This is a genomic window from Anoxybacter fermentans, from assembly GCF_003991135.1.
Lineage (GTDB): Bacteria > Bacillota > Halanaerobiia > DY22613 > DY22613 > Anoxybacter > Anoxybacter fermentans.
This window is the reverse complement of the sequence record NZ_CP016379.1, coordinates 3,311,826-3,338,007: the sequence shown is the minus strand read 5'-3', so window position 1 is coordinate 3,338,007 and position 26,182 is coordinate 3,311,826. Positions and strand designations below refer to the sequence as shown.

Genomic DNA, 26,182 nt, shown 5'->3' with positions numbered 1-26,182 from the left:
AGAACAAAATGTCCTTCAGGCACTTAATCTTATTTTACTGCAAAAAGCTAATTTTTCGCTTCTTGAGAATTTTTTCGAATCATCTAAAGCTCGATTTCCGCCGAAATAAGGCTTCCTAATCAACGAGCCCTCCTGGCCCTTAGAACTAGCTCATCACCTCCTGTGATGAGGCCTTATTTCATCGGAAATCTCGCTAAGATGATTTGGCGAAAAATTTCTATGTCGCTCAAAATTAGCTTTTTGCAGTTTAATCATATAGATTATTACAAAATATTATCCATAACCTATAAAAAAGTATAATTTCCTAAACACTAAAAAACCGAGCCCTTATGGGCTCGATTAGCTTTCCATCTGTTTTGCTAAAAAACCGGCAGCTGTATTTGCCAACTTTACTTCTAATTCTCCCATTTTTGTATCCGGATCTTTTGAACTAAGTACTACTAGACCTACTACCTGTCCGTCGGAAAGAGTAATTGGGGCCAACACTGTCGAACTAAATTTGCAATCTTCAGTTTCAGCTTTACATCCTTCACAAAAAGCATGGGCACCTGGCTCATTGATAATCGTAGTCTCACCAGTTTCCATAACTTTTCTAGCAGCAGCACTCAAAGGCTTTTCTAAATATTCTTTGCGGGGAGCACCAGCAACTGCCACAACAGCATCTTTATCAAGAACACAGGCTACATAATTTGTTACTTCTGCTAATGAATCAGCATATTCCTGCGCAAATTCTGATAATTCTCCAATTGGAGAATATTTCTTCAAAATTACTTCTCCATTACGATCAACAAAAATCTCTAACGGCTCTCCTTCGCGAATTTTCATTGTACGCCGAATCTCTTTTGGAATAACAACTCTTCCAAGTTCATCAATTCTTCTTACAATACCAGTCGCTTTCATAAAGTTTCTGGCAGGAAGTTCGCCTTAAGGATAAGGCTACTTTCGCAACCAGCCTTCACCTCCTTTAGGATTTGAAAAGTTTCTTTCACTGCTAGTATATAACATTGTCGCTAATTTTATTCTTAATCCTAACGTGATGGTAAGTGAATATAAGGCTGGTCGCTTGATCTTTTTTGATAGTTTTTCCACAGAGAAGAATATTATTCCTCAAAGTATCTGCTTAACCCTGTAAATAGGTGATAATCTCTCTTAAAAGTTTTAAAACTTCTGCATCATCTAAATCAGACCGTTGAACTACTATGACCGGTTTAACCCCATTACGAATTTTAAGTTTACGCCGATAAATTTTGGTTAACTCTATAATGCGATTACCATCCAGGTTATCAGCATTACGGAATTGGATATTAATTTCTCCATTTTTAGATTTAATCTCTTCTATATTAAGTTTGCCAGCAATACATTTTAACCATGCAATTTGGATCAGATTTTTAACTGGCTGGGGAATGTCACCAAATCGGTCGATCAGCTCATCTACCAGTTCATCAATATCATCCTGACTTTTGATGATAGCAATCTTTTTATAAATTTCAATCTTCTGTCTAGAATCAGGAATATAGTCTTCCGGTATATATGCATCCAGATTTAATTCAATAGCAGGCAATACCTCTTCTTCTTTAATTTTTCCTTGAAGTTCACGGATAGACTCTTCTAATAGTTTACAATAAAGAGAAAATCCAATTGAAGCAATATGACCATGCTGTTCTGGGCCTAAAATATTTCCAGCTCCCCGAATCTCTAAATCCCTCATTGCAATTTTAAATCCTGATCCTAAATTAGTAAATTCCTTTATAGCTCTTAGCCGCTTTTCTGCCACTTCTGAAAGAACTTTACCTCTCCGGTATAAGAGATAAGCATACGCAATCCGGTTTGAACGACCAACCCGGCCGCGAAGTTGGTATAATTGGGAAAGTCCCATTTTATCTGCATCATTGATAATAATAGTATTTACATTGGGAATATCCAGTCCTGTTTCAATGATAGTTGTACAGACTAAAACATCGTAATTCCCTTGCAAAAAATTTACCATCAATTTTTCCAGCCGATGTTCATTCATCTGTCCATGAGCCACCGCTACTCTTGCATCAGGAACAAGGCGCATAATCTTTCCTGCTATTTCATCAATATCCTCTACCCTATTATGGACAAAGTACACCTGACCACCCCGACTTAATTCCCGGGTAATAGCATCGCGAATCAATTCTTCATTATACTCACGTACATAAGTTCTAATGGGGTAACGGTCTTCCGGCGGTGTCTCAATAACACTCATATCCCTAACTCCTACCAATGCCATATGCAGAGTCCTGGGAATGGGAGTAGCTGTCAGAGTAAGCACATCTACATTTTTCTTTAGTTCTTTCAATCTTTCTTTGTGAGTAACACCAAAACGCTGCTCCTCATCTACAATGACAAGACCCAGGTCATGAAAAACAACATCTTTGGAAAGAAGTCTATGGGTTCCAATAATTATATCTACTTCTCCCCGGGCCAGCGCGTCCAGAATCTTCTTCTGTTCAGCTTGAGTACGGAAACGGCTAATCACCTCTATATTAACAGGAAAATCCTTAAACCGTTCTGTAAAGGTAGAATAATGCTGCTGAGCCAGAACCGTTGTCGGCACCAAAACAGCTACCTGTTTGCTATCCTGCACAGCTTTAAAAGCAGCACGGATCGCCACTTCCGTCTTACCATAGCCTACATCCCCACAGAGAAGTCTATCCATTGGTTTAGGTTCTTCCATATCCTGTTTGACTTCCTCTATGGCCTTCAATTGATCAGGAGTCTCTTCATATGGAAAAGCATCTTCAAATTCTTTTTGCCAGGGGGTATCTTTTGAGAAAGCATATCCTTTAATCATTTCCCGTTCTGCATATAATTTTAAGAGGTTCATTGCAATATCCCGAACCGATTCTTTTACTTTCTTTTTGACCCGGTTCCATTCATTGCCGCCTAACTTATATAATTTGGGCGGTTGATTTTCCACACCGATATATTTCTGAATTAGATCTACCTGATTAGTCGGCACATAAAGTTTATCTTCGCCAGCATATTTGATCACCAGATAGTCCTGATGATTACCCTGAATCTCTAATGTCTTAACTCCCAGGTATTTACCGATTCCGTGATTTTCATGAACCACATAGTCCCCAATTTCCAACTCTTCAAAAGAAGTTACACGAACCCCTTCATTAAATTCTTTTATCTTCCGTTTTTTCTTCTTCTGTCGGCCTAAAATTTCCATTTCGGTATAAACTACCAGTTTTAATTCTTCAAAAACAAATCCTTTGCTTAAATCCCCTGTAGTAACAACTACATTACCGACTTTTAATTCTTCTTTGACTTCCGACACATAAATCGGAGAGAGATCTTCTTCTTTTAAATGTTCTACAAGACGTTTACACTTACTATCTGTACTAAGGGTTAAAAGAATCCGGTATTTCTTTTTCCTCCACTCTTTAAGCGCCTGGGTCAATAGATCAACCTTACCATGGAAAGGTTCTACATCTTTAGCAAAAAAATTGCTAACAAGTTCTGGTTTCATCCAATCCAATGTATAAGAACGATAATCCATCATTAATAATGGCGTATCTTCTAGTTGCCAGAGAATCTGAGAAAAATCGCTGAAAAGTTCATTATATAAAGGCAAAATAATTCCCTGTTCCATAAGGGTTTTTTCCGTCTCATGAATCTCTTTGATATAATGCTCCGCTCTACTCTGAGTACGTTCAGGGCTGTCAATAACCACCAAATGTTGACTGAAAATTTCCAAAATATTTCCCAATTTGATATTAAAATAAGGTAAATATTGTTCAATACCTTCAAACCGAATCCCTTGAGATAAACGTTCCGTATCTTCGCTAATCTTATGTCGCAAGGAATTATATTCTTCCTTTTTACCTACGTTCTTAAGGGATTCAAGCAATTTTTCGGCATCTTTACGAATCCTCTGGACAGCCTCTTGACAGGTTTTTTTATCAAAGATAATTTCATCAGCCGGAGTAATTACTACCTGATCTAAATTCTTTATTGAACGCTGGGTTATAAGATCAAACTCCTTCAATGTATCCACTTCATCACCAAAAAGATCAATTCGTATAGGGTTAACTCTTGTCATAGGAAAGATATCAATAATTCCACCCCGGATACTGAACTGGCCCCTACCTTCTACCATTCCAACCCGTTCATAACCCATCCTGACCAACCGCTCTGCCATCTCATCTAAATTTAATTCTAAACCCCACCTAATTTCAATGGAGCATTCTTTAAAATAACGTAAAGAAATCCCTCGACGCATCAAAGCCTGAACTGTAGTAACTACCACTTTATCATTAGGATTAAATAAAATTTCTTCTAACACCTTAAGCCGCTGTACCCTGAGACTGAGGTCATTAACCAATCTTTCATGAGGCAAAACTTCCAGCTCAGGAAATAAGAGAACCTGTTCCTCACTAAGCAGCCTTGTTAAATCCTCATAAATGGCTGTAGCTTCCTGAAGATCATGGGTTATAACCAATAGGTGACGATCTAAATGTTGGTAAAGATTAGCTAAAAAGAACCGGCGTTGTGAGTTAGCTAACCCAAAGAGACTGACCCGTTGTCCAGAAAGAAGAGCATCTTTTACAATTTGATATTTTTCATTTTGATGCAGAATTTTTGTTAATCCACTCACGATATTCTTCCTTTCTACACAACACGAAAAGGCCTTAAAAACCGGGGGTAAGGGTTTAAGGCCTGTATCCTTTGTGTTGTTTATTTTTTATTACTAATGAAGTCGGGGAAATTCATATTCACTATAAAGACCCTGGTCATGATAAGGTTTTAGCTCATTACCTGCAATGTTACTCAAATCTTGATAACAGTTATCACAAATACTTCTCACATACAACATATTCCCGGACTTACTCGACTTAATTATATCCTGTTTCTCTTCCGGCGTCAAGAGATCGAAACCAAGCTTTTTTTCATCCACCTTATCAACTGTAAGTTCATCGATAAAGTCACCGCAATTATGACAATAGTATAAGAGTTTCAATTCTTACTCCTCCTTTGGTTTGATAATTATACTATTACCAAGATAGTGTAATAGGATGGCTCCAATTAATCCCCAGACCAGATTTCCCATCACTGAACGAAGCAAAATAGTAACCAGACCAAAAACAGTATGCCAGACAAGACTTAAAACCCCTGCACTGACCCCCAATTTTGATGTTTTAAGATCATATATACCTTCAATAATTCCAAAAATGATATGCACGGGTAAAATAGTAGTATGGAAAAAAACTGCGAGTCCTGTTTTTAAAATCTCCTCCAGAATAGGAGTAATATAGACAATAATTTCTACCCCAAATCGCTGTACTAATTCCCTATTGATTAAATATGCAGCCACTGCTGCAATAAGACCTGCTAAAAGATACATTCCCATACCTCACTTCCTATTTCGTTAATATAGTCTTCATCGTTAATAAAAATTTTATACAAGGTTATTCTGCAAAAAACTAATTTTTTTCCATAATAAAAACCCCACTGAAAAGTTGTTATAAATCATAACTTTCCAGTGGGGAATCTATATTTTAAATTTATGGTTAAACTGCAAAAAGCTAATTTTTCGTTCCTTGAGAAATTTTTCGAACCATCTAAAGCTCGATTTCAGTCGAAATAAGGCTACCTAATCAAAGGCCCCTCCTGGCCCTTAGAACTAGCTCATCACATCCTCATATGAGGCCTTATTTCGACTTCAATCTCGCTAAGATGGTTTAGCGAAAAATTTCTATATCGCTCAAAATTAGCTTTTTGCAGTATAATCAAATTTATACTAAACTGTTATTGGTTTGTTAGCAATATATACCAGTTCATCTCGAGATTTTAACACCATCTCTCTATCAGGATTAGTTATAACTTCACCGGAACGAATTAGTCCCAAAAGAATAGCATCATAATTATTATAAAACTGCATATACATCTCTCCGAATTTCTGACCAACCCATTTTTCCTTAATCTCCATTTTATAAATCTCATTTCCATGGGTTGCAGTTGTCAGTTCTTCTATCACCTGAGCAATTCCACAATGAAGAGCTGAACGAAGCAAAAGCCGGCTATTAATCTCTGAATTAACAATTATCTCATTAACTCTGGCTGTCTCAAAATGGGAACGATTCTCTGATTTACTTACTTCCGCAACTATATATATATCAGGATTCAGCTTCCGGATGGTCAAACATGCCAGTACTGTAGTAGCATCTTCTCCATCTTCATTCAATACAATAGCCGATCTTGCTCGATCTACCCTGGCCCTTTTTAATACATCATCACTATCAATCCGGCCACGAACAAAATGAACCAGGTTATCATTCTCAAAAGGGTTAGTCTCTAAATCTGCCACCAGAACCACAGGATTATCTCCCACTACTTTCTCACTGTGCAGTTCCCGAATAATATGAACAGCTTTCTCAGACCATCCACAGATAATAATATGATCTTTAAAGGAAGTAATCAACTTACCCATCTCCTTCCTCAAATTGATCGTCTGAATTGCTGATGCAAAAACACCAATTATCACTGTCAAAAGACCAATTCCAGCCAGCATAACAAATACTGCTATTATCCTACCACCTGTTGTAACAGGATAGAGATCACCATATCCTACTGTGGTCATAGTTACCAAAATCCACCACAGTGCATCTCCATAATGGTGAATTCCTTCATTCACTCCAGATTCTAACCAATAAAATACTCCACTTCCGAAAAAAATTATCAATAAAGTAGAGTAAATTATCTGCTGAATTTTCTGTTCTTTAAAATGTTTAACAAAGGCCCGGAAATACTCCATCAAAAAGAAAATCATAATCTTCACCCCACATTCGCCATTACCAATGTTTCCAACCTTCTTCATAATAACGGAGTAAAACCGGATGACTAATACGATTAGGTTCCACCATCTTACGATATGCCAGGATATCTTCTCCAAAACTGAACATTGCAGCAAAATTCTCTTCATTCAAATAGCGCATTTTAAAAGGTAACTGAAATTTTTTAAAATCTATCTCCCTTCTCGTAGCCAGAGTAAATCCCCAATCTCCAAAACTGGGTACATATACATGATATGGATATACTTTAAGTCCAGCATCTTTTATTGTCTCTACAATTGACCAGAAAGCAAGAGGTGCAAAATAAGGTGATGTACTCTGTACGGCTATTGCTCCATCAGGAGTCAAATGCTTTTTTAATAAATAATAAAACTGAGAAGTATATAATTTATTAAGATTCTCATTATTAGGATCAGGCAAATCTACTAAAATCACATTATACAACTCATCTGTTTTCAGTAAAAATTGATATGCATCTTCATTTATAATCTGTACCCTCGAATCAGAGAGAGAACCACCATTTAATTTTACAAAATACTTATTCTCTGTTGCCAATTTGGTAATAACCTCATCCAGATCAACCAGTATAATCTGCTCCACATCCGGATATCGAAGCAATTCCCGTACTGCTAACCCGTCACCACCACCCAGGACTAACACACGATCATGTCGATAACTAAAAATCATCGGCGGATGAACCAGGGCTTCATGATACCTGTACTCATCATAACTGGAAAATTGCAAATTTCCATTAATAAAAAGTCGGAAATCGTTTTTGCCTTTTGTTAAAACAATCTTCTGATATGGTGTTTGTTTCATAAAAATAATTTTATCCCGATATAATCTCTGTTCCAAAAACCGCTCAGCTTGATTAGAAAACCATAATCCAACAATTAGACTTAAAAGAATTAAAATCAACACAGTTAAAAAAAGCCCACTTTTAATTAATTTTTGTCTATATTGGTAATAAATAATACAGGCTACTAAAATATTTAAAACCCCTATCAAAAGTGAGGTTTTAATCAATCCAAATCTAGGGAGTAATATCAAAGGAAAAGCAATAGACCCAAATAAAGCTCCAATATAGTCAAAACTGAGAACATTAGCAAGAGCGATTCTAAGTTCCTCATACTCCTTTAAAATTCTCATTAAAATAGGAATCTCTAATCCTACCATCACTCCAATGATAATAATAAAAAGAAACATAAAAATATGATAGCTGGAAGTAAATCCAAAAGCATAAAAAAGAACCAATGCTGAAAAACCGCCGACCAATCCAATCACTATTTCAACAATAACAAAACACTCCAGCAAATTATTTTTCAAAAATTTAGATAAATACGATCCAAATCCCATAGCACTCATAAAAAAGCCAATTACCAATGAAAACTGAGTTATAGAATCTCCTAAAAGATATGAACTTACCCCGGCAATAATCAATTCATAGATTATTCCACAAATTGCAACAATAAAAATTGAAAAAAGTAATATTCCAATTTCTCCATTTTTCATAACTATATTCCCTACTTTCATTTTATGTGAATAAGGAAGGCATTAAACCTTAGAGGTTTAATGCCTTTTCCCTTACTTATTTAAGCAATTACTGCACCAACAATCCAGGCAACAGCAAGAAAGATTCCTGCAGCTACAATACCTGCTGCTACATTACCTTCATCAATTTCTTCATTTAAATTAAAAGGAGTAACCCAGTCAAAGATTTTATAACCAATAAACATCAATACTAATCCAACTAAAGCCCAAATTAGCGTACTCCAAATCTGTTCCAACATCTCAATTCCTCCTTATATCTAAATTATTTTCCACCCAGACCTCCAATACCACCACCTCGCACCCGCGACGGACCTATTCTAAAAATACTACCGCGGCGTACTGATGGCCCCCAATAATAAATAAATGTAGAATTATATCGATCATATGCAGTTTCATAGTTGGTTACTTCAACTTGAGAACCTTTTCCATTCAATTCTCTAATACTAACCACATAATTATCATATAAAAGCAAAATTGGTTCTGTAGGATTGTTCTTCCATAGTTCCAGATTGGTCATTTCATACGGTCTTCCCAGCTGGTACAAAATTCTTTCAGCAGTAGGAATAGGAGATTCGTTAGACATGTAAATTCTCAATTTTCCTGTAGTCAGATTTTTCTGAGAATGAAGAGGATATAATCTACTGATCCGATCTGGTATCGTCTGAGTTGCTTTAATTGTATAATTTATTGCAAAAATTATAACTACAATAGTCACAAATATTCCCATTGTAATCTTTTGATTCCTATCCACTTAGTACTTCCCCCTCTTCTATTCAGGGATAAATTTAAAAACTTACTCTTATTTACCTAACTTTTTCTTCAATGCTGTCAGTTCATCATCAATAGAATTTTTCTCCTCTAATTCTTTAAACTCATCTTCCAGACTCTTCTCCATTTCAACCATCTCATTAGATGCTTCAGCCTCAGCTTCCATTTTAAGAATTTTCTCCTCCATTCGATTAAAATCATCCATAATGCTGGATTGACCAATTCCAGCCATCGCTTCATTTAGTTTTTTCTCTGTGCGAGCAGCTTTGGCCCTGGCTTTTAAGTCTTCACGTTTCCTCTTTGCAGTTTCCAACTTCTCTTCATAATCAGCCAATTTGCGCTTAAAAGCATCTACTTTTTCTTGCTGAGCTTTATATTTTTCTTCATAATATTTAGCCTGTTCTAAAGCTTCATTTTTCTTTTCTAAAGCCTTTTTCGCCAAATCATCCCGATTAGCCAAAATAGCCTGTTCTGCTTTGGTTTGCCATTTATTAACATCATTTTGATTCAACTCAAACTTTTTCTTATATGCTTTCTCCTGAGCAATAGCCTCTGCTACCAGAGAACGAAGTTTTTGAATCTCCTCTTCCATATCCCGTATATACTGATCAATCATCTTTTCTGGTTCTTCTATTCTGTTCAAAAAATCATTTAAATTAGCTTTAGTAATATCTTTAAGACGCTTCCAAAAACCCATTCAATCCATACCTCCTTTTAATTATTCCTGACTACCGGGTAAAAACTCTAACTCATGTTCATCTATCGGATAGCCATAACTGACTTCGATTTCATTACCCCATTTCTCCACTGAAAGAAAATCTCCATTATCACTTTCAAAATCCCAATATTCCATTACCTGACCAGTCTTAGCACCAACCCGACCATCAGCTGTAGTAATTGTAGCTTTACCGTGTTCTTCTAAATAAAAGATCTGCCCCTTATACTCAATTTCATTTGGAACATTTGTCAATCTCAGATCAGTAGATTCATATATACCTAAAATAATCTCATCATCATCTTCACTGGCAAGCCAAATTCGTTTAGAACCACTGTCTAACTGATATGCATACCACTCATAAGATGAATCATTATAGACCAATTTTCCAATCACAATATAATCTTCCAGGTCATAACTTACCACATCTCCCACCTGTAGATTAAATGGGTTACGTTTTTGAATCTTTGACTTTTTCTTACCTCCACCAAAAAGTCTTTTAAAAAAACTCATCACTCCCACCTCTCAGTAACTTTCATCTATTTATTTATTTATTTTAACAAATATAAGTATAAAGTGTCAATTAAATTATGGAAAAGAATATATTTTTTCTTTTTTGTAAGAACTGGTTCATTTAATTATACATCACTACATTTATTTTCATCAATACATCATCAACAATTTTGCTATTAAATTTTTCTAAATCCAGAGATTTTTAATAAAAGATTAAACTGCAAAAATCTAATTTTAAGCGCCATAGAAATTTTTCGCCAAATCATCTTAGCGAGATTTCCAACGAAATAAGGCCTCATCACAGAAGATGATAAGCTAATCAAGAGCCAGGAGGCCCCTTTGATTAGGAAGCCTTATCTCGGTAGAAATCGAGCTTTAGATGATTCGAAAAATTTCTCAAGAAGCGAAAAATTAGTTTTTTGCAGTTTAATCATAAAATAACTTTCCTCAATTTTATACTCTTCTTTTTAATCAGTCTTTCGATTCACCTGATTCATCGCTCTTTCAATCCCCTGCTCTAACCATAATTCGATCCCCTGACATGCCAGATTTACAGCTTCTTCCATCAACTTTAGTTCGTCTTCAAAAAACCTACTTAATACATAATCCCGAACCGGCATTAAATCACCCGGATGGCCAATACCAATTCTTAATCTTGGAAATTCTTTGCTCCCAAGGCAATCAATGATAGAACGAACCCCATTATGGCCCCCATGTCCACCTAAACGTCTCATTCTCAGCTTACCTGGCTCTAAATCCAGGTCATCATAAATAACCATCAGATTCTCAAGGGGTATCTTGAAATATCTGACCAGTGGAGCAACAGCTTCACCACTTAAATTCATAAAGGTCTGGGGTTGAGCAAGAATAACTTCTTTATCATTAATAATCCCCTTGCCAATCAAAGCTCGATATTTTAGTCCTGATACTTCAATTCTATGTTTCTTTGCCAATTCATATATAACTCGAAAACCAATATTATGTCTGGTTTCTTCATATTCTTTTCCCGGATTTCCCAAACCCACAATCAAATACACAACATAAGCCTCCTTTATTCTCAAATAAATAGAATAGATGGCGTAACCAAAGGTTCACGCCATCTATTTTCACCTATATTTAAAGCATTATTCTTATTATTCGGCTGGTTTTTCGCCCTCTTCACCCTCAGCAGCTTCTTCTGCCTCTTCTTCAGCTCCTTCTGGAGCAACCACGGTTACAACAACTTCTTCTGCTGGAGTAAGGATCTCGATATTCTCTGGAGTATCAATTTCACCAATAGTCAAAGACTCACCTATTTCCAGGTCACTTATATCAACAGCTAAGTAATCCGGCATTTCAGTAGGCAAACATTCCAGTTCAACTTCACGGACCATTGTTTGAAGAACGCCACCTTCTTTAACCCCAACTGGAGTTCCTTCAAAATGCAGTGGTACAGTGATAGTAATCTTTTCGGATAAGTTAATAGCCTGCAGATCAGCATGGAGTAGAAAACCTTTAATCGGATCACGCTGCACCTCTTTTAAAATAGCAATTACCTTTTCATCACCAAAATTCAAATCGATGAGAGCAGTTTTACCAACAATCTGTTCTAAGTCTCTCTCATTGATTGCTAATGTTACAGGTTCTCTGTCTTTTCCATAAAGTATAGCTGGAATTCGTCCTTCAGCCCGAAGTCTGCGTGCAGCACCTTTTCCTTTACCTTCACGTATATCAGCTTTTAGTGTTAGCCTCTCCATTTATATCCACCCCTTTTCTTAGATTAATCTCATAAATTAAATTATATCATGATTTTACTGCAAAAAGCAAATTTTTTGCTTCAAGAGAAATTTTTCGAACCATCTAAAGTTCGATTTCAGTCGAAATAAGGCACACTAATCAATGGGTCTTTATAACCCTTGATTAGCTCATCACTTCCTGTGATGAGGCCTTATTTCGACTGAAATCTCACTAAGATGGTTTAACGAAAAATTTCTATGGCGCTCAAAATTAGCTTTTTGCAGTTTAATCATATCATTTATTTTTTCTTTTAAGTAAAACCTTTCGCTAATTTACTCAAAAAGAGTACTAACTGATTGATGTAAATGTATTCTTTCAATAGCTTCAGCTACCAATGGGGCAACTGAAAGAATTTTCAACTTTGGTAATTTACCCTCATCCTGAGGAATGGTATTTAAAACAACCAATTCGTCAATTGGAGCTTCTTTAAGACGCTGAATGGCTGGCCCTGAGAAGACAGGATGTGTACAGCAAGCATAAATAGATTTTGCACCCATTTTCTTCAATATTTCGGCCGCTTGAGTGATCGTTCCAGCAGTATCGATCATGTCATCAAAAAGAATTACATTCCGACCTTCTACATCTCCAATTACATTCATTACTTCAGATACATTAGGCTTAGGTCTTCTTTTATCTATAATGGCCAGACTGGCATCCAGCCGCTCAGCAAAAGCCCGGGAATCCCTTACCGCTCCAACATCAGGTGCAACAACAGTAATATCACCAAGATTCTTTTCTTTGAAATATTCAGCCAGAATTTTAGCACCATAGAGATGATCTACAGGAATGTCAAAAAAGCCCTGAATCTGAGGTGCATGTAAATCAATAGTCAACACCCGATCTGCCCCTGCTGTGGTCAGCAGATTAGCTATTAGCTTGGCTGTAATCGGGTCACGTGCCTGAGCTTTTCTATCCTGACGGGCATAACCATAATAAGGAATTACTGCTGTAATCCGATTTGCAGAAGCACGGCGTAAAGAATCAATCATGACCAGAAGTTCCATCAAATTCTCATTACAGGGCGGACAGGTGGGCTGAACCACAAAGGTATCTGCTCCCCGTACACTCTCATTGATCTTGACCTGAATTTCCCCATCACTGAACCGGGAAATTTCTCCATCTCCTAATTCACACTTTAAATGAGAACAAATCTCCCGCGCCAACTCTGGATGAGCATTACCAGTGAAGACTTTCAGTTGATTTCCACCATCTTGCATCTTTACATCCTCCCCTGAGTTTATAAAAGATTATATAAAAAATTTTAACGTTTATTTTCTTTAAATTTCCGCGCTGGAACCCCCACTACTGTGGTATTGGCCGGTACATCTCTGGTCACTACAGAACCCGCTCCCGTTCTCGCACCATCTTTTAATTCGACAGGAGCTACCAGAGTGGAATTGCTTCCAATAAAGACCCCATTACCCAGTTTGGTTTTATGTTTATTTTTACCATCATAGTTGGCCGTAATTGTTCCAGCCCCAATATTACATTTTTCACCAATCTGGGCATCACCCACATAGCTTAAATGAGGTACTTTACTGCCCTTACCTATGATAGATTTCTTCAACTCTACAAAATCTCCAATTTTGGCATCAGCATGAATCTCATTTCCAGGACGGATATGAGCAAATGGCCCAATCTTTACCCGTTCGTGAATTATACTTTCTAAAATAACAGAATTAGTAATATTTACATCATCTCCAATTTGAGCATCCTTTATCCTACTATGAGGACCAATCAGAACATTTTTTCCAATTCGAGTTTTACCTTCGATAAAAGTAAAGGGATAAATAATAGTATCCTGGCCAATCTCAACATCCTCATCAATGTAAGTAGTTTCAGGATCAATAATGGTAACTCCTTTAATCATCAATCTTTCATTAATCCGACGGCGCAGTATCTTTTCTGCTTCAGCCAATCGAACCCGGTCATTAATCCCGATAATCTCATTGGAATTTAAGGTTTTCATTACTTCAACCTTTGCTTTTTCAGCAAGTAAAATATTAAAAACATCTGTCAAATAATATTCTCCCTGTGCGTTATTCGGCTGAATTTGATGAAGTGCTTTAAAAAGTTTTTGATTATTAAAAATATAAATTCCCGTATTAATTTCGTTGATTTTTTCCTCTTCCTCTGAGGCCAGATCAGACTGTTCTACTATCTTTAAAAACCGTCCATCTTTATCCCGAACAATCCGACCATACCCAGTTGGGTCATCTAAATATGTGCTTAAAATAGTAGCATCTGCATTACTATCTACATGAGTTTTAAATAATTTTTGCAAAGTTTCAATAGTTAACAGGGGAGTATCCCCATAAAGTACTAAAACATCACCTTGAAAATCCTTAAGAATCTCTTCAGCCTGTAAAATCGCATGACCGGTACCTTTTTGTTCATGCTGATAAACATAACATAAATTTTCTCCTTGAATGGTCTTCTGTACCTGTTCACCTTGATAACCAACAACAACAATCACTTTTTTAGAATCTAATTTTTTTACTGTATCAATAAGATGTTGAAGCATCGGTTTACCCGCCAACTTATGTAATACCTTAATCTTCTGTGACTTCATCCGGGTTCCTTTACCTGCAGCCAGGATAATAGTAATCAGATCTCTCATTAAATATCCCCCTTTAACTCTCTTTCACTAAATATAATATAAAACCAAATAAATAACTTCCATACATCCTACTTAATTCCTTCTTTTATTCCTCCGGAAAATGAATTTTCTTATACTTCAATTCAATTTCATTCTCTGGAAGGATTAAATAATCAATCTTTTCAGGTTTTTTAAATTCGGGTTTTCGGCCAGTCATTAAAAAATACCTGAGGTATATGGGAAATAACGCATCCATTAATCCGTATTCTATAAAAATCGTCAAATCCTTATAAGCTTTGTATACTTCTATAACCTTGATATCAAAAAGTTTCTGAATCAGTTTCTTTAATGCAGCACTTCCAACTATATTTGCAACATGACTTTTTCTAGCCATTTTCATAGTATCATCATATTTATGAAGTTCGGGAATTTGATCCTGATATACTCTTTCAAGAACGGAAATATCACAATTAAAATTGTGTCCTACTATAACGTCCGGTTTAAAATCCTCAATCACCCTTCGCAATAATTTAATGCCTTCCTTTGGACTTACTGCTTTGGCCAATTTCGGATTGGTAAAAATAAAACCTGAATAAAAGGAGTTATTTTGATAAATAACAAATTGAATTGAATCTAATGGACTTAAAAGATATTCAGTATCTATCCCCATAATTGTTTTTGCATAAGGAGCAATACTGAGGTCGGATCTATACTTTGGAGTAATCAGTTCATTATACGTTTCATCAAGGGTAGCCAATTGACGCATAATTTTGGAGTCTGGATTTTTAATTCCGATAACCTGACCGATCTCCTCGATTGAAGCTGCTTTAAAACGTCTTTCAGTAGGATAGACTTTTAAAATCCGTTCAAGCCTTTTACCTCTACCTAATATAGTAGCCAATTTATGAGGATATAGATCTTCAACGGTTACATATAAATTCACATAAAGTTGCCCCTTTCAATAAAAAATGGAGCAATTTTGCTCCATTTAAATCCAAAGAGGTCGGGTTAAATATTATGCCTAATTACCCGTAAGTATTGTAGCAGATCTTTGTTGTACTGTCAAGTTCAGTCTACCCATAATAGATTAAACTTATGCTGGAAATATATGTTATCCAATTTACACTATACTCTTATATTCTTCCAGGACTGCTCTTTGAATTAACTCCCTTGCTTCAGAAGTAATAGGGTGGGCAATATCAATATACTCACCATCTGACTTTTTCCGGGATGGCATAGCCACAAAAAGTCCATTTTTCCCTTTTACTACCTTTAAATCCTTAACCACAAAACAATCATCAATCGTAATGGTGGCATAAGCAAGAAATTTCCCATCCCTTTCAATTTTTCGAACTTTCACTTCTGTAATCTTTATCAAAAAAATACCCCCTTATCCTCAATTTCAAGGATATTTTACCATATACTAAATATTAATGTCAACTATTTTTTGTTATTTTATACTATTTTAGTAAGTTAATAAATTGAAATATAATTAAACTACAAAAAGTTAATTTTGAGCGCCATAAAAATTTTTCGTTAAACCATCTTAGCGAGATTTCAATCAAAATAAGGCCTCATCACAAGATGTGATGAAGCCTTATTTCGACTAAAATCGAACTTTAGATGATTCGAAAAATTTCTCCTGAAGCGAAAAATTTGCTTTTTTGCAGTAAAATCAAATATTACATTTAAAAAAATACCCCTATAAATTGTCACCATGAAGGTTTGACAATCTATAGGGTAAATTTTATTTAAATCTCCTCTAAAATCCGCCATAGTTCATCCCGTGGAGGAAGAACAAATTTTCTTTTCTCTCCATTAACCCAGAGAGTTTGTCCTGATTCAGTAATCTTACCAATCTTACATGCCGGGATACCTTTTTCTTTAAGGGCAGCAAGCAATTTATCACCATCAGGAATAGTAATTAACATAGTACCTGAGGAGATTAAACCCAATGGATCAATTTGAAGAGCATCACAGATCTCCCTTGTCTCAGGACGAATGTAAACCTGATCAGCAAAAAGATCAAAGCCAACTTCGGAGGCATTGGCCAATTCGTAAAGAGCTCCATAAATGCCACCTTCAGTTACATCATGCATAGCTGTGGCACCCATCCTTGCTGCTAAAAGCCCTTCTTTTAAGACACTAATCTCATCCATAAACTTTCTGGCAGATTTAATTGTTTCATCTTTAACACCTTTACTTAAAAGATATTCTACACAATCATTGGCAAGAATAGCAGTTCCTTCAATACCTGCACCTTTAGTAATGATTATATCATCTCCCGGTTTTGCTCCAGAAGAAGTAACATATTGACCTTTACGGGCTTTACCAATTGCCGTCGCAACAATAATCGGTTTGCTTACAAGACTGGTTATTTCAGTATGGCCGCCCAATACCTCAATTCCTAATTCCGCTGCCCCATAATCTACCTCCTGCATAATTTCTTTAATCCGCTCTTCAGTAATATCTTCAGGCAAAAGTAAAACCAATTGAACTCCGACAGGTTCTGCTCCATTAGCTGCCAGATCATTACAGGAAATATGAACTGCTAACCGCCCCATTCCTTTAGATGCTCCAGTTATCGGATCAGTAGAAATTACACAAACAACCTCACCAAAATCTATAACTGCACAATCTTCACCAATTCGCGGATGAACCAGAACATCACTTCGCCGACTACTAATCTGATTTAAAATCAGATCATTTAATTTATCAGGTATCAGTTTACCAACTTTCATTGTCTTTCATCTCTTCTGCAAAAATTTTTCTTAAAGCATTTGAAAGAGGAATGGCAACAACGCCACCTACTACTACCTGGATAATATCAATATAAAGTTCAGTTAAGGCAGCAGGCCAGCCATAAAGAATTGCCGAAGCAGCAGGATAACCTATAAGAATAGCCAATCCTCCCAGAAGAATAGCAACAATTTTACCACCCGTATTCCGACCATAACCCAATTTACCAACCAGATAACCTTCTATTCCTTTAACCACAAAAGTGATCGGAGCCCAGGGAAGCATATACCCACTGAACAGGTCAGCCAGGGCAGCACCCAGACCACCGGCAACTCCACCTACCATTGGACCAAAGGTCAAAGCGGCAGTATAGATCATGATTTCACCCAGGTTAAAATAACCTTTAGCAGAAGGTATTTTAATAAGCATAGTCGCTACGGTGGTAGCAGCCGCAAATAGGGCCATAAATACTAACTTCTTTGCAGAAATATTTTTCATATTGTACAATCACTCCTTTAAGGATAATATAACCTAATATTAAAATATTCAACTTAAGGAGCGATTTTTCCTGCAATAATGATTAAATTGCAAGAAGCTAGTTTTGAGCGACATAGAAATTTTTCGTTAAACCAACTTAGCGAGATTGAAGTCGAAATAAGGCCTTATCACAGGAGGTGATAAGCTAATCAAGGGTCAGGAGGACCCTTTGATTAGGGAGCCTTATTTCGACTGAAATCGAGCTTTAGATGGTTTGAAAAATTTCTCCTTAAGTGAAAAATTAACTTTTTGCAGTATAATATTTTTAATACATCTTCAAATACTGATCCAACTCCCATTTATGAACCTGAGTGCGATAAATTTCCCATTCAATCCTTTTGGCTTCAACAAAATGTTCATAAATGTGCTCACCTAAAGCACTCTTAATCACTTCATCTTTAGATAACTCTTCAACAGCTTCCATGATACTGCCTGGCAAACTACCGATTCCGGCTGCTTTCCGTTCTTCAGCAGTCATATCGTAGATATTATCCAGAGCCTGTGGGCCAGGTTCAATTTTGTTTCTGATTCCATCCAATCCAGCCTTCAAAATTACTGCTAACGCCAGATATGGGTTACAGGATGGATCAGGATTTCTCAATTCAATCCTGGAACCCGCTCCACGAGTAGCCGGAACCCTGATTAAAGCACTTCGGTTTGCTGCAGACCAGGAAATATATACCGGCGCTTCATAACCCGGAACCAGGCGCTTATATGAGTTAATGGTCGGATTTGTAATAGCAGTGATGGCCCGGGCGTGTTTTAAGATTCCACCAATAAAATAGTAAGCAACTTCACTTAAACCTAATGAATCATCAGGATCATAGAAAGCATTTTTACCATCTCTAAAAAGAGATATATGAATATGCATACCGGAACCTGCTTCTCCATATATAGGTTTTGGCATAAATGTAGCATGATAGCCGTGTTCTTTAGCAATAGCTTTGGTCACAAATTTGAATGTAACTATGTTATCAGCAGTCCTTAAGGCATCGGCATATTTAAAATCAATCTCATGCTGGCCAGGACCAACCTCATGATGGGATGCTTCTACCTCAAATCCCATTTCTTCCAATGCAAGAACAATATCCCGCCGGGTATTAATTCCCAAATCTACCGGAGATAAATCAAAATATCCACCTTGATCATTGGGGGTAGTTGTTGGCCGCCCTTCTTCATCCAGTTTGAAAAGATAGAATTCTGGTTCTGGCCCCGCATACATTTTATAACCCATTTCTTCCGCTTCAGCCAATACTTTCTTTAGGGTACTCCGGGGATCACCGTTAAATGGTTTGCCATCTGGAGTAAAAACATCACAGATCAATCGTGCTACTGAACTTTTCCGCGGATGCCATGGAAAAATAGAAAAGGTATTATAATCAGGACGTAAATACATATCGGATTCTTGAATACGGGTAAAACCTTCAATAGAAGAACCATCAAACATAATCTCTCCATCCAGTGCCCGTTCCAACTCTCCTACAGTAATTGCTACATTTTTGATCATTCCCAGAATATCGGTAAACTGTAACCTAATAAACTTAACATCCCACTCTTTTGCTAACCGAATAATATCCTCCCTGATATAGTTTTTACTCATTTTTTTCACTCCTTTTTAAATTTTTTCCTTATTTCGTTTCTTCTCTTTTCTTTGTTTTAATATCATTTCCAACAATTGGGCCCTGTTGGAAACTGGATACAGTGAAGTAATACCCCGCTGCATACCCGGTAATGTTTTAGCGGGTTCTATAGGAGTATAATCAAAGGAAGATTGGTCCTTTAAGGCAAGTTGCTCTTTAACCCCTGCAATAGTCAAACCCTTTTCAAGCAATTCTTTAATCTCTCTTAACCTTTGAATCTCTTCGGGTGTAAAAATTCTCTGGTTCCCCCTGGTTCGTGCAGGTTTAATCAGACCAACTTCCTCGTAATAACGAATACGACGGGCCGTTAAACCTGTCATTTTACATACCGCAGACATGGTATACATTGGCCTATTTCTATTGTTCATTTTGCTAATCACCACTTTAGCAAACTAAAATTATGGAAACATTTTAACATACTAACACAATCGATGTCAACTTCATGTCAGGTTTTTTAACATAAAAAATCGGGAAAAATTTTTTTGTTCCCGCATAAATATTTATTAACCATAAAAATTGGAGGAATGATTATGTCTTATTTTGCTAGCACTTTTTCTTTTAATGGCATATTTTACTCAGTTCCCATCTGGGATACTGACTATCATATAATTATAATCCGGGGAACACCCCGTTCCGCGGTCAGTATTTTTTTGCTGGACCTCTTAAAAGATCTTAAAATGCATGATATTCCTGTCCGGGCTTATTTAAGCTGTATATATCCAGATACACCAGATATACTTATTATTCCCTCTCTTAAACGGGTAATTCTAAATGCCAATAACCTTACAACTCTTTCAAATAAATTAAAGAAAAAATCGAAAATAAGGGAATTAAATTTGAATCGATTTTGCAATAATAAACTTCTCGAAAATTACCAAAAAACCATTGAAAAACTTAAGGAAAAAATATACTTTCATCAACAGCAGGGATTTCAGTATCTAAAACAGTTAAAAACTCAACATATCCAGACAGGACAGGTGACAAAAGAAATGCTGCTCCTTTTTCAATCCATCTTTCCGGTAACTGCTGAAAATAAAGGGAAACCCCAAAAAGTTTTAGCATCCTCCATCACCAGTTCTGGATGGATTTCCAACATACAATACCTCACCACCTCATTAAAACGAAGATATATCTTACACGGATCACCTACTTTTTTAAAAACCTTTTTTCAACTGGCCGAATCCAGAGCTTATAATCTAAATATGAAATGTCAATTAATCATAAACCCTCTAAACCCGGAGCAGATCGATGGAATTCTCTTTCCAGAAGAAGAACAGGTAATTCTAACACAGAATAAACACCATTCCATTCTCCTTTTACCTCATGATATCTCTCTTTATTTTAACAATGAAAATAATTCAGAGGTAAATAACCACTTTGAAAGAAATTTAAACCTGGCAATCAAATCTTTTATCAAAGCCCATTCTTATCGAGAAGAACTTGATGAATATTATTGGTACTCTTTAAATTTAGACCAATTCTTATCTGAGCGACAGCGTGTAATGCATCAGCTTCTGGCTTTATGTGATGGGCAAGAACTGTGGGAATATTTTATGTAGTAATGATTTCACTGCAAAAAGCTAATTTTTTACTTAAAAAGAATTTTTTGAACCATCTAAAGTTAGATTTCAGTACAATCTAGGGTCAAAGACCCATGGATTAGTTTATCAGATACTGTGATGAGGCCATTCTTTTCATTCTCACTAAGATGGTTAAACAAAAAATTTCTATGTTGCTTAAGAGATAGAGTATTGCTGTTCAATACTCTATCCCCCTACGCGCACCAATCTGCTTATCAAAAGGATGGGCCTCTTTTTGCATAACGGTTACATAATCAGCCATCTGCTTAAGTTCATATGGCGCACCCCGCCCTGTAAGCACAAGTTCTACTTTCTCTGCTTTATTTTTTATGATTTCCCGAATCTTCTCTACAGTAATTAAATCTCGCTTAAGAGCGCCAAAAATTTCGTCCAGAATGTAGATGTCATATTCACCTTTTTTAAGAGAAATCAATAAAGAAGCAACTGCTTCTTCAGTAAGTTGAGCCAGCTTCTTCCATTCATCTTCAGTCAATTTAAAGATCCGCTTTTTAAAATGATTGATTATTTCTATCTCTATCCATGGTTTAAGTAAAGATACTGTCTTAAATTCACCAGAATAACCGCCTTTAAGAAATTGAATTACTTTTACCCGCATCCCATAACCAATAGCCCGAAATGCCAGTCCCAATGCAGCAGTGGTCTTCCCTTTTCCATCACCTGTATAGATGTGAACTAATCCCCGGGTCATATTATTCACTCTCCTTAATTATTTCTTCAATTATCTTTAAAACCTCTTCAATACTGTTCATCCGCTGCAAATATTCTATTTGCGGCCTCCTAATCATTACAACAGGTATCTGACAATTGCGGGCTGCTTCTAGCTTTTCTATAACCCCTCCCCGAATGCCACTCTCTTTTGTGACCAGTACCTGGATTTAATATTGGCGAATCAGTGCTTCATTGAATTCACGACTGAACGGACCCTGACAGGCAATAATCTCACCCGGGCCAAGTCCCAGTTCCCAGCAGACTTGCAAAGATTCAGGTTGTGGCAAAACCCGTACATAAACTTTTTTATGAGGATTTTGAATCAGAGAAGCAAATCTTTTTAATTTCCTACTCTCAATAGTAAATAAAATCCGATCAAAGGGTTCAAGGAGCTTTACTGCTTCTTCATAAGTCTTTACTTTCCAAATTCCTGATCCTTCTATTCTACCTACCTAAATACTTTCCCGCTCCAATCTTAAATAGGGAATATTTACAGTCTGGGCTGCCTGTTGAACATTTTCAGAAGCTTTAACAGCAAAGGGATGGGTAGCGTCAATTACGCTCTTTAATCAAAGCAATAAGGCTTTTATAATCAAGTGGTCGATTGACCTGTTCAATTCAACTCCCTACCCTCACTGGTTCCAGCCATAAGTAAAATCATGGTTTATAACCCCTTGGAGTAATCATACACCCATTAGAGATATAAGTCTCAGAATTACCAATAATCAATGTTGTAAACATATCAACCTCCTCATGGGGAATCCGGGGCTTTTTCTGGTAATTCTGTCGTTTCCCGACCTACCAGATAGGATAAATATTGTCGTGCCATAGATAAGTTATTTTTTTCAAGCTCATTCATCACTTTGCAACTCTCTTTATCTAAACAGCGGGCGGCAATACAGGTATAAAGTAGAATAACCTGCCCAATTTTATTTAAAAAATAAAAAAGGATGAATTAAATTCAATAACCAGAGTACTGTCCAACTGACTATAAAAACAGAATCCACCACATCTGTCCAGAGAATTATTCCTTGAAATCGTTTATTTATAGAAAACCCCTTTAAACTATCTTCTAGCTTTTTAATCAACCAGCCAATTCCGCGAATGGGACGGGGCAGCCAATATGGATCACCAAAAAGCCAATCCAATAGCACTGCAATTCCAATCAATACTACCCGCTCCATCAAAGGTTCACACCCTCTGCAATGATTTGATAAATCCTTTCAATATTTACATGATTACGTACATGCTGGGCCAGTCGATTATATTCAGCTTCTTTGAAATCCCAATAACTTTGAACTGGCCCTTTTTTTTCTTTCATTCCCTTTAACCTCCGCAGGTTATTCAATAACTGCCGCGTCCAGTTCAAATTTTCAAAAATACCGTGGAGATATGTCCCAACAATATTACCATTTTTATTCACACCACCTTCCCATTCATCGATAGAATCAAGATAAATGGGTCTTAAAACTTCTTCACCCAGGATAGTCTGGCCCATATGAATCTCATAACCGCTGATAGGTATTCCCTTCATTTTAGCAAAATAACGGTTATCCTCATATGCCCATATCCCTTTTATCTGCCTTGTGGTCTTCTCTTTAGCCATCTCAGTCTCTGCCTGTAAAAGTCCAAGACCCGGTAATGACCTTAAACTGCTCTCAGCTCCATGAGGGTCATAAAACATTTTACCTAAAATCTGATAACCTCCACAGATTCCCATTAACAATCCACCACTATGGGCATATTTTCTTAAAACTCCATCCCAACCCATCCTTTGCAGATAAAGCCGATCATTTAATGTATTCTTTGACCCCGGTATAATAACCATATCCGGTTCATCTAATTCTTCCGGTCGGCGCACATAACTCAAAATTACATCTTCTTCCATCTCCAGAGGAGTAAAATCGGTAAAATTAGAGATATAGGGTAATAAAATTACCTGGATTTTTATACCTTCCCCTTTTTGTCTACGTTGAAACCGTTCTGTTACACTATCTTCATCATCAATTTGTACATTTATGTAAGGAACCACACCCAATACGGGGACATTTATTAATTTTTCCAACTGTTTAAGGCCAGGTTCTAAAAGTTTTACATCACCGCGAAATTTATTGATAATCACACCTTTAACCAGAGCCCTCTCTTCAGGTTCTAAAAGCATAATCGTCCCATATAGTGAAGCGAAAACTCCACCTCTATCAATATCACCAATAAGGATTACAGGTGATTTAGCCATCTTTGCCATCCCCATATTCACAATATCATCGGATTTTAGATTAATCTCAGCAGGGCTTCCGGCTCCTTCGATAACTATAATTTCAAATTCTTCCGCCAATTTTTTATAAGTCTCTTTAACCATCTCTTTAAGTTCAGACTTATAGCGGAAATATTCACTGGCCAACATATTAGAAGCCACTTTGCCTTTTATAATCACCTGTGCTCCTACATCAGTGGTCGGCTTGAGAAGAATAGGGTTCATCTCCACCCGGGGTTCAATCCCGGCTGCCTCTGCCTGAAAAACCTGAGCCCGCCCCATCTCAAATCCATCTTTTGTGATAAATGAATTAAGAGCCATATTCTGAGCTTTAAATGGAGCTACTTTATATCCATCCTGATAAAAAATCCGGCAAAAAGCTGCAGCCAAAAGACTCTTACCTACCGACGATGCTGTTCCCTGAAGCATAATCGAACCCCGCATCAATGATTCCTCCTTATTCGATACTCCCAACACCTTAAGATAAACTCCAAAGCCAATCGAGGATAGCTATAAAAATGCAAATGGGGATAACCTGCAAGAAGGTTTTCAGTCCCAACCCCACACTGCCAGTTTTTCGTTTTTTTGCGAATCTGATATGTATAAGGTAGCTTAGAATCATCTTGAAGTTTTGAGTAGTGAAATTCATGGGCTGGAATAACACATCCCTGGACATTAAAGAGATTTTTACCCATTTTAATCTCCACATAACCGAATCTCTGCAATCTTTCTGTCACTATGCTGGCTGTTAGAATTGCCCCAACCATCTGATAACTTTGATTATTTAAAGTTTTTATCTCCCTTGTAAGATACATCAATCCACCACATTCAGCATAAACAGGCATTCTGTTTTTTATCGCCCAGGCTATGGATTGACGCATGGATTTATTCTCTTCTAATTCGGCTCCAAAAACTTCTGGAAATCCTCCTCCAATATAAAGTCCGTCCAGATCAGATGGTAATTTAGAATCATAAAGAGGGCTGAAATAAACAAGTTCAGCTCCAAGTTCTTTGAGCAAATCCAGATTATCCTGATAATAGAAGTTAAAGGCTTTGTCATAAGCTATACCGATTTTTACAGAACTTATATCTCTTGCTTTGATCTTTAATTGTCTAATCTCTTCCGATTCTTTCTGAATTTTGAGCTGAGGAGCTTTTTTTCCCAATTCCATAAGTCCTTCCAGGTTGATAAAATCTTCTACCAATTTTATCAGTTTATCTATCTGACTTTTAAGTTCTTTTACTTCCATGCCAGGCACCAGGCCCAAATGTCTGCTTTTTAATTCAATCTGGGCTGTTTTGGGAAGATAACCAAAACATTTTATTCCTGTATCCCGTTCAATGGCTTCTTTTATCAGTTGATAATGGGCCTCTCCACTGACTTTGTTGACAATAACTCCTTTAAAGTCAATATTTCTATCATAAAGTTGATATCCCAGCACTTGAGCTGCTGCACTGGCAGAAATTCCACTCCCATCAATCACTAATACTAAAGGAGCCTTCAAAACCTTTGCCAGATGGGCAGTACTGGCTTTATCTTTTTTAGTTCCAACTCCATCATAAAGGCCCATCACTCCTTCAATGATGGAGATTTCAAAATCTCTGCTATTTTTCTGAAAGAGATATTTAACTTTCTCTTCTGTTAAAAGCCAGAGATCTAAATTTCGCGATTTAGTATTTGTGACAAAAGTGTGAAACCCAGGATCGATATAGTCAGGGCCAACTTTATACGGAGCAACTTTAAACCCGCGCCGGCTTAAAGCTGCCATAATGCCCAATGTAATGGTGGTTTTGCCAACCCCACTCTGGGTTCCGGCAATAACAAGACGCGGCAGATTCATTTCCTTCCCTCCCTAAAAATAAACCCCGACCTTCTGGTCGGGGTAGATATATTCTACTGGCGCTCTCAGGGCATACTTATAATATGAATATCAATACCTGATTGGGCCCACTCCTT

General features: G+C 36.8%; 26 protein-coding genes and 2 pseudogenes. 1 reads left to right on the top strand and 27 read right to left on the bottom strand.

Translation table 11 applies throughout. The annotated features are described in order from the left end of the window. Positions 1 to 339: 339 nt before the first annotated feature. The 20 genes from spoVT to BBF96_RS15095 form a co-directional block, all read right to left on the bottom strand. Positions 340 to 900: a stage V sporulation protein T gene (spoVT, locus tag BBF96_RS15190; protein ID WP_127017933.1), complete on the bottom strand. Its 561-nt coding sequence runs from the start codon at positions 898 to 900 to the stop codon at positions 340 to 342. 220 nt (positions 901 to 1,120) lie between these two features. After that, positions 1,121 to 4,630: a transcription-repair coupling factor gene (gene mfd / locus BBF96_RS15185; RefSeq protein ID WP_236777842.1), complete on the bottom strand. Its 3,510-nt coding sequence runs from the start codon at positions 4,628 to 4,630 to the stop codon at positions 1,121 to 1,123. 93 nt (positions 4,631 to 4,723) lie between these two features. Then, entirely contained in the window at positions 4,724 to 4,993 is a 270-nt protein-coding gene (locus tag BBF96_RS15180) for an anti-sigma-F factor Fin (RefSeq protein WP_127017931.1), read from the bottom strand. A gap of 3 nt (positions 4,994 to 4,996) precedes the next feature. Beyond that, entirely contained in the window at positions 4,997 to 5,383 is a 387-nt protein-coding gene (locus tag BBF96_RS15175; RefSeq protein ID WP_164731136.1) for a hypothetical protein, read from the bottom strand. Positions 5,384 to 5,773: 390 nt separating this feature from the next. Next, positions 5,774 to 6,802 carry a potassium channel family protein gene (locus tag BBF96_RS15170; protein ID WP_164731135.1) on the bottom strand — a complete coding sequence of 343 codons (1,029 nt, stop codon included), beginning with the start codon at positions 6,800 to 6,802 and terminating at the stop codon, positions 5,774 to 5,776. 22 nt (positions 6,803 to 6,824) lie between these two features. Continuing rightward, entirely contained in the window at positions 6,825 to 8,336 is a 1,512-nt protein-coding gene (locus tag BBF96_RS15165; RefSeq protein ID WP_127017928.1) for a polyamine aminopropyltransferase, read from the bottom strand. A gap of 80 nt (positions 8,337 to 8,416) precedes the next feature. Further along, a complete protein-coding gene (locus BBF96_RS15160) occupies positions 8,417 to 8,614 on the bottom strand; it encodes a DUF350 domain-containing protein (protein ID WP_127017927.1) in 198 nt (65 codons plus the stop codon). Between the two features lie 23 nt (positions 8,615 to 8,637). Continuing rightward, positions 8,638 to 9,126, bottom strand: a complete 489-nt coding sequence (locus BBF96_RS15155; RefSeq protein ID WP_127017926.1) for a DUF4247 domain-containing protein — start codon at positions 9,124 to 9,126, stop codon at positions 8,638 to 8,640. A 48-nt stretch (positions 9,127 to 9,174) separates the two neighbouring features. Next, the gene (locus BBF96_RS15150; RefSeq protein ID WP_127017925.1) at positions 9,175 to 9,840 is read right to left on the bottom strand and encodes a PspA/IM30 family protein; all 666 of its coding nucleotides are present in this window, start codon (positions 9,838 to 9,840) and stop codon (positions 9,175 to 9,177) included. A 21-nt stretch (positions 9,841 to 9,861) separates the two neighbouring features. After that, complete coding sequence (locus BBF96_RS15145) at positions 9,862 to 10,371, bottom strand: DUF4178 domain-containing protein (RefSeq protein ID WP_127017924.1); 510 nt, start codon at positions 10,369 to 10,371, stop codon at positions 9,862 to 9,864. 467 nt (positions 10,372 to 10,838) lie between these two features. Beyond that, on the bottom strand, positions 10,839 to 11,408 hold the full coding sequence (pth, locus tag BBF96_RS15140) for an aminoacyl-tRNA hydrolase (protein WP_127017923.1): 570 nt from the start codon (positions 11,406 to 11,408) through the stop codon (positions 10,839 to 10,841). Between the two features lie 96 nt (positions 11,409 to 11,504). Beyond that, positions 11,505 to 12,107 carry a 50S ribosomal protein L25/general stress protein Ctc gene (locus BBF96_RS15135; protein ID WP_127017922.1) on the bottom strand — a complete coding sequence of 201 codons (603 nt, stop codon included), beginning with the start codon at positions 12,105 to 12,107 and terminating at the stop codon, positions 11,505 to 11,507. Positions 12,108 to 12,419: 312 nt separating this feature from the next. Beyond that, entirely contained in the window at positions 12,420 to 13,364 is a 945-nt protein-coding gene (locus BBF96_RS15130; RefSeq protein WP_127017921.1) for a ribose-phosphate diphosphokinase, read from the bottom strand. Between the two features lie 44 nt (positions 13,365 to 13,408). Then, positions 13,409 to 14,767, bottom strand: coding sequence for a bifunctional UDP-N-acetylglucosamine diphosphorylase/glucosamine-1-phosphate N-acetyltransferase GlmU (gene glmU, locus BBF96_RS15125; RefSeq protein ID WP_127017920.1), 1,359 nt, complete (start codon positions 14,765 to 14,767; stop codon positions 13,409 to 13,411). An 85-nt stretch (positions 14,768 to 14,852) separates the two neighbouring features. Then, entirely contained in the window at positions 14,853 to 15,689 is an 837-nt protein-coding gene (locus BBF96_RS15120; RefSeq protein ID WP_127017919.1) for a 3'-5' exonuclease family protein, read from the bottom strand. 177 nt (positions 15,690 to 15,866) lie between these two features. Then, the gene (gene spoVG, locus BBF96_RS15115; RefSeq protein WP_127018304.1) at positions 15,867 to 16,121 is read right to left on the bottom strand and encodes a septation regulator SpoVG; all 255 of its coding nucleotides are present in this window, start codon (positions 16,119 to 16,121) and stop codon (positions 15,867 to 15,869) included. 376 nt (positions 16,122 to 16,497) lie between these two features. Continuing rightward, positions 16,498 to 17,487: an AIR synthase family protein gene (locus BBF96_RS15110; protein WP_127017918.1), complete on the bottom strand. Its 990-nt coding sequence runs from the start codon at positions 17,485 to 17,487 to the stop codon at positions 16,498 to 16,500. Continuing rightward, positions 17,474 to 17,983 (bottom strand): ECF transporter S component, encoded by a 510-nt coding sequence (locus BBF96_RS15105; RefSeq protein ID WP_127017917.1) that lies wholly within the window; start codon positions 17,981 to 17,983, stop codon positions 17,474 to 17,476. The genes BBF96_RS15110 and BBF96_RS15105 overlap by 14 nt, the downstream gene beginning before the upstream one ends. A gap of 304 nt (positions 17,984 to 18,287) precedes the next feature. Continuing rightward, complete coding sequence (glnA, locus tag BBF96_RS15100; protein ID WP_127017916.1) at positions 18,288 to 19,622, bottom strand: type I glutamate--ammonia ligase; 1,335 nt, start codon at positions 19,620 to 19,622, stop codon at positions 18,288 to 18,290. Between the two features lie 15 nt (positions 19,623 to 19,637). Further along, on the bottom strand, positions 19,638 to 20,030 hold the full coding sequence (locus BBF96_RS15095; protein ID WP_127017915.1) for a helix-turn-helix domain-containing protein: 393 nt from the start codon (positions 20,028 to 20,030) through the stop codon (positions 19,638 to 19,640). Positions 20,031 to 20,192: 162 nt separating this feature from the next. Between BBF96_RS15095 and BBF96_RS15090 the strand changes: the two genes are divergently transcribed. Further along, positions 20,193 to 21,221 (top strand): hypothetical protein, encoded by a 1,029-nt coding sequence (locus BBF96_RS15090; protein WP_127017914.1) that lies wholly within the window; start codon positions 20,193 to 20,195, stop codon positions 21,219 to 21,221. 199 nt (positions 21,222 to 21,420) lie between these two features. Here the strand turns inward: BBF96_RS15090 and BBF96_RS15085 are convergent, their stop codons facing one another. The 7 genes and pseudogenes from BBF96_RS15085 to BBF96_RS15045 all read right to left on the bottom strand — a co-directional run bounded on the left by BBF96_RS15085 (position 21,421) and on the right by BBF96_RS15045 (position 26,066). Then, positions 21,421 to 21,951 carry a cob(I)yrinic acid a,c-diamide adenosyltransferase gene (locus tag BBF96_RS15085; protein WP_127017913.1) on the bottom strand — a complete coding sequence of 177 codons (531 nt, stop codon included), beginning with the start codon at positions 21,949 to 21,951 and terminating at the stop codon, positions 21,421 to 21,423. 1 nt (position 21,952) lies between these two features. After that, positions 21,953 to 22,528, bottom strand: a pseudogene (cobK, locus tag BBF96_RS17010) (precorrin-6A reductase). Positions 22,529 to 22,628: 100 nt separating this feature from the next. Further along, positions 22,629 to 22,724: pseudogene (gene cbiH / locus BBF96_RS17615) on the bottom strand (precorrin-3B C(17)-methyltransferase); the annotation flags it as partial. After that, on the bottom strand, positions 22,723 to 22,887 hold the full coding sequence (locus tag BBF96_RS17095; protein ID WP_257792031.1) for a cobalamin biosynthesis protein: 165 nt from the start codon (positions 22,885 to 22,887) through the stop codon (positions 22,723 to 22,725). The gene BBF96_RS17095 and the pseudogene cbiH, both read right to left, overlap by 2 nt. Positions 22,888 to 22,900: 13 nt before the next feature. After that, complete coding sequence (locus BBF96_RS17090; protein WP_127017909.1) at positions 22,901 to 23,155, bottom strand: cobalamin biosynthesis protein; 255 nt, start codon at positions 23,153 to 23,155, stop codon at positions 22,901 to 22,903. Further along, positions 23,155 to 24,669: a cobyric acid synthase gene (locus tag BBF96_RS15050; RefSeq protein ID WP_236777841.1), complete on the bottom strand. Its 1,515-nt coding sequence runs from the start codon at positions 24,667 to 24,669 to the stop codon at positions 23,155 to 23,157. Before BBF96_RS15050 ends, BBF96_RS17090 begins: the two co-directional genes overlap by 1 nt. After that, the gene (locus tag BBF96_RS15045) at positions 24,669 to 26,066 is read right to left on the bottom strand and encodes a cobyrinate a,c-diamide synthase (RefSeq protein ID WP_205665658.1); all 1,398 of its coding nucleotides are present in this window, start codon (positions 26,064 to 26,066) and stop codon (positions 24,669 to 24,671) included. Before BBF96_RS15045 ends, BBF96_RS15050 begins: the two co-directional genes overlap by 1 nt. Positions 26,067 to 26,182 lie beyond the last annotated feature (116 nt).